This window comes from Serratia sp. (in: enterobacteria), assembly GCF_046715635.1.
Taxonomy (GTDB): domain Bacteria; phylum Pseudomonadota; class Gammaproteobacteria; order Enterobacterales; family Enterobacteriaceae; genus Chania.
The window spans coordinates 1-8,409 of record NZ_JBKJYW010000173.1; the positions used below are offsets into that span (position 1 = coordinate 1).

The 8,409-nt window shown below is 55.4% G+C and carries 7 protein-coding genes and 1 tRNA gene; 4 read left to right on the forward strand and 4 right to left on the reverse strand.

The genetic code is table 11. The annotated features are described in order from the left end of the window. From mscM to rsgA, 3 genes are all read right to left on the reverse strand, one after another. The coding region (mscM, locus tag ACLQ7H_RS08590; RefSeq protein WP_411752302.1) for a miniconductance mechanosensitive channel MscM at positions 1-1,918 on the reverse strand (1,918 nt) is incomplete at its 3' end. 4 nt (positions 1,919-1,922) lie between these two features. Beyond that, the gene (gene asd, locus ACLQ7H_RS08595) at positions 1,923-2,816 is read right to left on the reverse strand and encodes an archaetidylserine decarboxylase (RefSeq protein ID WP_411752303.1); all 894 of its coding nucleotides are present in this window, start codon (positions 2,814-2,816) and stop codon (positions 1,923-1,925) included. Positions 2,817-2,880: 64 nt separating this feature from the next. Beyond that, on the reverse strand, positions 2,881-3,930 hold the full coding sequence (gene rsgA, locus ACLQ7H_RS08600) for a small ribosomal subunit biogenesis GTPase RsgA (protein ID WP_411752304.1): 1,050 nt from the start codon (positions 3,928-3,930) through the stop codon (positions 2,881-2,883). Between the two features lie 162 nt (positions 3,931-4,092). Here rsgA and orn point away from each other — a divergent pair, with 162 nt between their 5' ends. Together orn and ACLQ7H_RS08610 are read left to right on the forward strand one after the other, a co-directional pair. Then, the gene (orn, locus tag ACLQ7H_RS08605; protein ID WP_411752305.1) at positions 4,093-4,638 is read left to right on the forward strand and encodes an oligoribonuclease; all 546 of its coding nucleotides are present in this window, start codon (positions 4,093-4,095) and stop codon (positions 4,636-4,638) included. A 180-nt stretch (positions 4,639-4,818) separates the two neighbouring features. Beyond that, positions 4,819-4,894 (forward strand) — tRNA-Gly (locus ACLQ7H_RS08610). A gap of 288 nt (positions 4,895-5,182) precedes the next feature. Here the strand turns inward: ACLQ7H_RS08610 and queG are convergent. Next, the gene (gene queG / locus ACLQ7H_RS08615) at positions 5,183-6,322 is read right to left on the reverse strand and encodes a tRNA epoxyqueuosine(34) reductase QueG (protein WP_411752306.1); all 1,140 of its coding nucleotides are present in this window, start codon (positions 6,320-6,322) and stop codon (positions 5,183-5,185) included. Here queG and nnr point away from each other — a divergent pair. Continuing rightward, a complete protein-coding gene (gene nnr, locus ACLQ7H_RS08620) occupies positions 6,321-7,835 on the forward strand; it encodes a bifunctional ADP-dependent NAD(P)H-hydrate dehydratase/NAD(P)H-hydrate epimerase (RefSeq protein ID WP_411752307.1) in 1,515 nt (504 codons plus the stop codon). The two genes, queG and nnr, sit on opposite strands and share 2 nt — an antisense overlap. Positions 7,836-7,845: 10 nt before the next feature. Further along, positions 7,846-8,316 carry a tRNA (adenosine(37)-N6)-threonylcarbamoyltransferase complex ATPase subunit type 1 TsaE gene (gene tsaE, locus ACLQ7H_RS08625; RefSeq protein ID WP_021178997.1) on the forward strand — a complete coding sequence of 157 codons (471 nt, stop codon included), beginning with the start codon at positions 7,846-7,848 and terminating at the stop codon, positions 8,314-8,316. The last annotated feature ends 93 nt before the right edge of the window (positions 8,317-8,409 follow it).

Here is an 8,409-nt window from a genome sequence, read left to right on the forward strand (position 1 = left end):
TGAAGCACAGGCGGCCAAGGGTATTGGCGAATTCGCGATCGTTGAGATTGTCGAAGGTGATCAGCGCCATAATCAACGGCACGATCAGCCAGATCGACATCTGGTAATAACGCATGGCGCGGGAAACCTGTTTCACCGGCCAGCGGAAATGCACGATGAACAACCCTTGCGGATGGGCGAAGGCTGCGCTGATCATACAGATCCACAGCACGGGCAGCGTGGCGGTAACGCCCTCACCGATCGCGACGGCTACCGGATACGGCCAGGCATTCTGCAAGCCAAAGCCTAGCGCTGCCCACAAGACCGGCAGCGGCAAGGCCACCAGGATTGACCAAAATACGGTACGCAGCGTCAGCAGAAATTCATCTTGCGTGACCTTGCCTACTCTACTGCTGGCCCGTGCCAGGAACGCATGGTAATGCTTGCGCGAACTGATGCTGAAAATCACCAACAGCACCGCACCAAACAGCGGGATCAAGGTTTCCCGGCTAGTGACCATCATCACGAAGGCGCCGCTGAGCTGCGTCAGGGTATCCAGTGACAATACACGGGTCAGATCCTGTGCCACATTGAGCGGATACGACAGGGTGATGGGGCTGACGTCTGGTACCCAGAACAGGTAACGGTGCGCTGCATCCTGAATTTCGTTCAGCGCATCGACCAACTGGGTGTTGGCCACCTTCAGCTTGGTCAGCTCAAGGATCTGGGTATCGCAGCCGGAAAGCAGCGAATTCAGCAGCTCACGCTGAGTGCGTAGCTGGGCATCGACGATACGCTGCTGGGCGCTGGTCAGGGGGCTACCGTCGTCTTGTTTAAACTCTTTAGCTCGCTGAGGCAGGCTTTCCAGTTGGTTTTCAAAATTCAGGCGTTGAACGCGCAGATCGGCCATGGCGCTGTCCAACTGCCGGGGTTTTGGCATTTCTGGCAAGATGGCGACCTGGGCGCGCAGGGTTTCCCCCAGCGCAGTCGAGGCGCTCAACCATTGGGACTGCTCAATAATGGTGCTCAACGCCTGACGTACCTGCAACGTTTGTGCGGCGGCCTGGCGCTGTTGGGAAGAGATCAGATCCATCTGCTGCGCCTGATCGTTCAGCGCGGCAGAAAGCTCACGGTTGATTTGTAGCTGCTTGCGCAGGCTGGCGGGCAAATCGCCATTCTGTTCAGCCAATTGCTCGGTTTTTTCCAGCGCCCGTTCCGCTTCACGTTGGCGTTGGCTATTGAGGTTGTTACGCAGCGCCTGTAGCTGGATATCAATTTTTTCATGGCGCGTTTTGTAGACATCGGCACGCATCCGCGCCAGTTCCTGGCGGTTATTGGCCGAGAGTTGAGCCAGCTCCAGCTCATCCACTTTCGCTTTACGTGCTGCCGCCTCTGCCTGTAACAAGGCAAGTTGCGCCAGTGCCAATGGCGTGGTTTGGTTATTGCCCTGGGCTTGCAGGCGACGTTGTACTTCTGTTAACGCGCGGCGGGCTTCGGTTTGTTGCTGTGGCAGTTGGCTGAGAGAGTCGCTGATCTCGCGTGTCCGGTCCTGCTCTTGTTGCAACAGGCGGGCCTGTTCCAGCAGTAGGCTGCTGGTTTGCAGAATTAGCTGTTCCAGATCGCTGGCGGGCAGGCTCTCACCGTTAGGCAGGATTTTGGCTTCTTCTATGGTGAGCTGACGGCGCAGTTCCTGTGTCATCTTCGGGAAATCGTCGATCACCCTCTGATACTGCTGGGAATTGTTCTGCGACTCTTTGCGTTCGGTGAGCCAGTTGATGGCGCTTTGCAGCGCCTCAACCGTTTCCGCCTGATTAGGCGCGTTTTTATTACCCTCGGCCAGCTTCAGTTCTTGCCGTAACTGGGACTCATTGGGGATCGTGGCGGCGAGAACCGGCTGGATCAGTAGCAGGCTGAGCAATAAAGCGATAATCAGGCGCACAGCATCAATTCCCTTGGAAGGTTGCGTCTGGCGCGGTTGCGGTTTCTGCAAAAGCCTGGCCCATCCGGGTCACGGTGCCGTTGTTCAGGTGTGGAGCGAACTGCACGCTACCAGGTGTGAACAGGTTGATCACCGTGGAACCGAGTTTAAAGCGGCCCATTTCTTCACCTTTAACCAGTTGGATCGCACCTTCCGCACCTTCGGCTGGATAGGTCCAGCGGCGAATGATGCCTTCGCGAGGTGGCGTGACGGTACCGGCCCAGACGGTTTCGATACTGCCTACAATCGTGGCGCCGACCAGGATCTGCACCATCGGCCCAAAGGCGGTATCGAATACGCAGATCACGCGCTCATTGCGTGCAAACAGGTTCGGCACGTTGGCGGCGGTCAGCGGATTGACCGAGAACAGATCGCCTGGTACGTAGATCATTTCGCGCAGTACGCCGTCACAAGGCATATGGACGCGGTGGTAGTCGCTTGGGGCCAGATAGGTGGTGGCGAACAGGCCGTTACGGAAAGGCTCTGCCAACAGATAGTTGCCGGCCAACAGGGCTTCCAGCGTGTAATTATGGCCTTTGGCCTGGAAAATCTGATCGTCGCGGATCGCACCAAGCTGGCTGATGGCACCATCTGCCGGCAGTGCCAGCACGTGAGGTTCCGCTACGATCGGGCGCGCGCCATCACGCAATGGACGAACGAAGAAGTCGTTGAATGTGGCATAGGAGGCTAAATCCGGGTTCTGTGCTTCCTGCATCTGAACGCGGTAATAGCGGGCAAACGCTTTTACCACCAGCTTCGTCAGCCACCCGGCCTTTTTATCTGCGCCCCAGCCCGCCAGGCGGGTTAACGCCAGCTTTGGCAGCCAATACTGTAATTTAATTTTGATGCTATCCAGCACATTAACCTCTTAAAAGGGGATATAAGGGCGGGCGTGGCGATTAGCGCCACCCCCGCACTGTGGATCAGTTATCTGCGTCCGAGAAGTTTTTGCGGGTTTTAACCTGCGCCATGCTTTCCAGGATGCGGTGATAGTTGTCGAAACGCTCTTTAGCTATCGCGCCACTTTCCATCGCCGCGCGGATGGCGCAACCCGGATCGGTATCGTGGCGGCAATCGCGGAATTTACAACCGCCTAAATAGTCGCGGAATTCGACATAGGCCTGGGTGACCTGCTCTGGTTCCAAGTGCCACAGACCGAATTCACGTACGCCGGGGGAGTCGATAACATCACCGCCATGTTGGAAGTGATACAAGCGCGCTGCCGTGGTGGTATGTTGCCCCAGGCCGGAGACGTCGGAAACCTGATTTACCAGAATTTGCTTTTCTGTTTGCGGCAGCAGGGCGTTCAACAGGCTGGATTTGCCTACGCCGGACTGCCCGGCAAAGATGCTGATGCGGTCGACCAGTGCCTGTTCAAAGGCTTCCATCCCTTCACGGGTCTGGCTGGACACTTCCAGTACGCGGTAGCCAATATGACGATAAATCGCCATCATCCCGTCGACCACCTTACGTGCTTCTGCGTCCAGCAGATCGATCTTGTTGAGCACGATCAGCGGCTCGACTTCCAGGGTTTCACAGGCGACCAGGTAGCGATCGATCATATTGAGTGAAAGTTCGGGCAAAATGGCCGAAACGATGACGATTTGATCGATATTGGCGGCGATGGGTTTAACGCCGTCGTAGAAATCAGGGCGGTTCAGCACCGAGGTTCGTTCATGCACCGCTTCTACGATGCCTTTGACCCCCGCATGAGTGCCTACGCCAGGGCGCCAGACCACGCGATCGCCGGTAACCAGCGAACGTAGGGTGCGGCGAATGTTGCAGCGATGCTGGACGCCGTCTGCGGCTTCCACGTCGGCATGCATGCCAAAGCGGCTGATGACGATCCCGTCTTGCGGTTCGCCCAATTGGGAATCATCCAGCTCCGGCTTATTGTCAGTACGCTTCAGGCGTCGCTGATGGTTGGCCTGTACGCGGCGTTCTTGACCTTTGGACAGTTTGTTCTTACTCACTGAGCCTCACTTGAATCGGCATTTATCGCTCGGGGCGAGCAAAAAGGCTATGATACACGCTATTTTATATTAAATAACCGTTCTTGACCGCCACGCACGCTGGCATTAGCCGCGGGTTTGCCCGTGGTTTATTTATCTTTCGGCTTTTACGCAGGAAAAATCATGACAGGAAACGAAAACAACCTGATTTGGATCGATCTGGAGATGACCGGGTTGGACCCTGAACGCGATCGCATTATCGAGATCGCGACGTTGGTGACCGATGCCAATTTGAATATCCTTGCCGAAGGACCGGTGATCGCAGTGCATCAATCCGATGAGCAATTGGCGCTGATGGATGACTGGAATGTGCGCACGCATACCGGTAGCGGTCTGGTAGAGCGGGTTAAAGCCAGCCAGCATGACGATCGTGCCGCCGAGCTGGCCACTATCGCTTTCCTGCAAGCGTGGGTACCGGCGGGTAAATCACCGATTTGTGGCAACAGCGTTGGCCAGGATCGCCGTTTCCTGTTCCGCTATATGCCGCTGCTGGAAGCCTACTTCCATTATCGTTATCTGGATGTCAGCACCCTGAAAGAGCTGGCACGCCGCTGGAAACCGCAGATCCTGCCTGGTTTCAAGAAGCAGGGCACTCACCAGGCGCTCGATGATATCCGCGAATCCGTTGCGGAGCTGGCGTATTACCGCGAGCATTTTATTCAGCTGTAACGCATGTAATGCCCCTGAAAGCCTTGCTGGCGCTTAATTCATCATTTCGGTGCTTAAAGCAGCAATCAAACAAAATTCGCGTTTTTTTGCTTTCAGGGGCTTGCGGCAAAAAGGATTTCTCGTATAATGCGCACCCCGTACCGATGAAGAATTTCATTCCATTCACCATCGTTACGCCGGGCGGGAATAGCTCAGTTGGTAGAGCACGACCTTGCCAAGGTCGGGGTCGCGAGTTCGAGTCTCGTTTCCCGCTCCAATTTTATCTCCAGGTTACATTCACTCCTACACCGCTTCCGGTGTGACTTTCGCTCGGTTATACATACTCAGAAAATATGTTGTGAACAGACTTATCCACAGCTTCTGTACATAATACCTTCTGTGCAAAATTGCAACGTCGCACAAATGAAATTTATATGTGATTGATAATAATCAATATTTATTTATTATAAAACGTTATCCCGATCACTTGCTCTTTTTGTGACGATTGAAAGACAACACATTTTTATTTTTATGCACAAATCCACAGGGTGGGTATGGTGGTTTTTTAAGCATCCCTCGGTAATCCTTTCTCGACCGCTCGAATTAAACGTTTTTTCTGCATAGTCTGCACCTCAACCGCCAGGGCTTCACGGCGTGCAAGTTGTTGAGCCAGCGCCCAACTGATGTGCTCGTCCAGCATCGGATCCTGGCCTTGTCGAATCTGTAAGCTGATGACGATCTGATCGAGATAAGGGGCGTTGCCGAGTGCTACCGCGATATTGCGTAACCAGCGCAAATGGCCGATACGTCGGATGGCAGATCCTTCGGTAATACGTAAAAACTTCTCCTCGTTCCAGCCAAACAGCTCGATCAGTTGCGGAGTATGCAGTGCAGCGCGGGGGCTAAAATCGTCTTCATCCGTCAACTGCGAGAAGCGGTTCCAAGGGCAAATGAGCTGGCAATCGTCGCAGCCGTAGATTCTATTGCCCATCAGAGGGCGGAATTCTTCTGGAATAACGCCTTCTAATTCGATAGTCAGGTAGGAGATGCAGCGACGGGCATCGACGGTATAAGGGGCAACTATCGCACCGGTAGGGCAAGTGGTGATGCAGGCGACACAGCGGCCACACTGCTCTTCCTGCGGTTTATCCACCGGCAGAGGCAGATCGATTAACAACTCGCCGAGGAAAAACCAGGAGCCAGCCTCGCGGTTTAGGATCAGTGAGTGTTTACCAACCCAGCCAATGCCGGCTTTTGAGGCCAAGGCTCGCTCCATGATGGGGGCCGAATCCACAAAGGGCCGAAAATTCAATTCACCGCAATAAGCCTGGATTTGATCGCCGAGTTTTTTTAGCCGCTGGCGTAACAGCTTGTGATAATCACGCCCTAGTGCATAACGGCTAACGTAGCCCAGCTCCGGGTTTTTTAACGTGCTGGCGAACGCGGCTTTCGCGGGTAAATAGTTCATCCGCACGCTGATCACCCGCAGCGTGCCGGGCAATAATTCATGTGGCCGTGCGCGCATCATGCCATGGCGTGCCATCCACTCCATCTCGCCGTGGTATTGCTTATCCAGCCACGCCTGCAATATGGGCTCTTCCGCGCTGAGATCGGTATCGCAGATCCCTACTTGCTGGAATCCTAGCGATTGCCCCCATTGCTTGATATGTTGGGCGAGTTGATCGAGATCGAGGGGGTGTGTCATGACGGGCCATAGTGAGAAACAATACAGTTCCAGTTTACCACACTCTGTTTGGTCTGCAGACTGGATCCGGCAGACAGAACCTGTTGCTGCCGCAACGCTTGGCCTTTCCTTATATTCGTTAATGCAGCGTGCCGGTGCGGCGGCTTATGAGCTGGCGTGTGACCGGTATCCGGCCAGCAGGCATTGGCTGGTGCTGTGTGGGCATGGCAATAACGGTGGTGATGGTTATGTGGTTGCTCGTCAGGCCCGTGCGGCGGGTATCAAGGTGACGCTCATTGCCTGCGAAGGCGTTCGTCCATTGCCACCAGAGGCTGCCAACGCCCGGCAAGCCTGGTTGGCAAGTGGCGGAGAAGTCCTGCCCGCGACCAGCCGTTGGCCTGAGGATGTCGATCTCATCATTGATGGATTGTTAGGCACCGGGTTGGGGGCTGCCCCCAGAGCGCCCTATGATGCCCTGATCGAAGCGGCCAACCGAGCCGATGCGCCAGTGGTTGCTCTGGATATCCCTTCTGGCCTGCTGGCTGAAAGCGGATCGGTGCCGGGAGCCTCGATCAGTGCGGCCCATACGCTGACTTTTATTGCACTCAAACCAGGGTTGTTGACCGGGCAGGCGCGTGATTGGGTGGGGCAACTGCATTACAGTACGCTAGGATTAGCGGATTGGCTGGCAACACAGTCCCTGCAAATCGAGCGTCTTACGGCTGACGATTTGGGCAGATGGCTGAAGCCTCGCCGCCCTTGTTCTCATAAAGGGGATCAAGGTCGTTTACTGCTGGTGGGTGGCGATCACGGTTTTGGCGGAGCCATCCGCATGGCAGCGGAAGCCGCACTGCGTGCCGGGGCTGGGCTAGTGCGAGTGCTTACTCACAGTGAGAACATTGGGCCGCTGCTGACTGCCCGGCCTGAGTTGATGGTGCAACGCCTGAGTAATGATATCCTGCAACAGGCGCTGGACTGGGCCGATGTGGTCGTGATTGGCCCGGGGCTTGGCCAGGGCGATTGGGGCCGCAATGCGTTGCAACAGCTGCAAGCCAGTGATAAACCAACATTATGGGACGCGGATGCGCTTAACTTACTGGCATTACACCCCGAGAAGCGTCAGAATCGTATTATTACCCCGCATCCTGGTGAAGCCGCGCGATTATTGAGCTGCTGCACCGCTGATATTGAGAGTGATCGCTTACTTGCAACCCGCAGGTTGGTCGCGCAATACGGCGGCGTTGTGGTGCTGAAAGGCGCAGGTACCTTGATCGCCGATGAGCATGGACAGATGGCGATCGCCGACGTTGGCAATGCTGGCATGGCATCCGGTGGCATGGGAGATGTGCTGTCGGGCATCATCGGCGGTTTGCTGGCGCAAAAGCTGCCGCTGTATGATGCCGCCTGTGCGGGCTGTGTAGTGCACGGCACCGCGGCGGATCAGGTTGCTGCAAAACAAGGAACAAGGGGATTACTGGCCACCGATCTGCTGCCGGTTATCCCTCATTACGTTAACCCTGAGTTGGCAAAATAGACATTATCGAATGAAAGAACTCGTTTTACCGCTGCCGGATGAGGCAGCCACAGTTGCACTGGGTGCCGTCCTGGCCCAGGCGTGCGATCGTGCCAGTGTGATTTATCTTTATGGCGATTTGGGTGCCGGTAAAACCACCTTCAGCCGGGGCTTTTTGCAGGCATTAGGCCATCAGGGCAATGTGAAAAGTCCAACCTATACGCTGGTGGAACCTTATGCGCTGCAACCGCTGGCGGTCTATCACTTTGATCTTTATCGCTTGGCCGACCCGGAAGAACTCGAATTTATGGGTATCCGCGACTATTTTGCCCAGGACTCGATTTGCCTGGTGGAATGGCCACAGCAGGGTACCGGCGTGCTGCCCGATCCCGATCTGGAACTGCATCTCAGTTACCAAGACGAAGGGCGTCAGGCGAAGCTCCAGGCGGTTTCCGCCTATGGCGAACAATTATTAGAAAGTATCCAGAGGCAACAAGGATGACGCAGCAATGATGTATGGGTTAAGAAGATTTGCTGTAATTGCCTTGCTTGCGTTGCTGGGGCCGTTTGGTGCCTGGGCGGCATCGTCCCTCTC

Excerpts from the sequence above, each read along its gene's own strand:
- queG (WP_411752306.1), bottom strand. The coding sequence starts at position 6,322 with ATGACACACCCCCTCGATCTCGATCAACTCGCCCAACATATCAAGCAA.
- orn (WP_411752305.1), top strand. The coding sequence starts at position 4,093 with ATGACAGGAAACGAAAACAACCTGATTTGGATCGATCTGGAGATGACC.
- nnr (WP_411752307.1), top strand. The coding sequence starts at position 6,321 with ATGACGGGCCATAGTGAGAAACAATACAGTTCCAGTTTACCACACTCT.
- tsaE (WP_021178997.1), top strand. The coding sequence starts at position 7,846 with ATGAAAGAACTCGTTTTACCGCTGCCGGATGAGGCAGCCACAGTTGCA.